This window comes from Thalassospira sp. CH_XMU1420-2 (genome assembly GCF_037029325.1).
Classification (GTDB): Bacteria; Pseudomonadota; Alphaproteobacteria; order Rhodospirillales; family Thalassospiraceae; genus Thalassospira; species Thalassospira povalilytica.
The window spans coordinates 1-555 of the sequence record NZ_JAYMEG010000078.1 but is presented as its reverse complement, the minus strand read 5'-3'; the positions used below and the strand labels follow the sequence as shown (position 1 = coordinate 555).

Sequence of the window (555 nt, the reverse complement as noted above, 5' to 3'; positions counted from 1 at the left end):
TTCAGCCATACCAGTTTTGAACCAACCCACTAACAGCGAAAGTTCCTATGGCGCCAAATAAATCCGTGCCTGCCGTTTCCGTGACCTACGCCCAGACCGGCAATTCCACCAAGTCCAACGAGCTTGGAATGCGGGCAATGCAAGAACGCGCCTTTGAAAAACGGGGCGAGCAATATCTTCTGATCAAGTCGCCGCCTGCATCCGGGAAAAGCCGTGCGCTGATGTTCATTGCGCTCGACAAGCTGCAAAATCAGGGGCTGAAACAGGCGATCGTCGTGGTGCCAGAGAAGTCTATCGGCTCCAGCTTCAATGACGAGCCGCTGTCAAAATTCGGCTTTTGGGCTGACTGGACAGTGCAGCCAAAATGGAACCTGTGCAACGCCCCCGGCACGGACGGCGGCAAGGTCAATTCAGTCGGTGCCTTCCTGGACAGTGACGATCAGGTGCTTGTCTGCACCCATGCCACGTTCCGCTTTGCCGTGGACAAATTCGGCGTGGAAGCCTTCGACGACCGGCTGATTGCGGTTGATGAATTCCACCATGTTTCCGCCAACC

The 555-nt window shown here is 55.7% G+C and carries 1 protein-coding gene; it reads left to right on the top strand.

The features are described from left to right. Positions 1-47: 47 nt before the first annotated feature. Positions 48-555, top strand: a 508-nt coding sequence (locus WA429_RS21380; RefSeq protein ID WP_336107933.1) for a DEAD/DEAH box helicase, incomplete at its 3' end; no start/stop codon positions are given.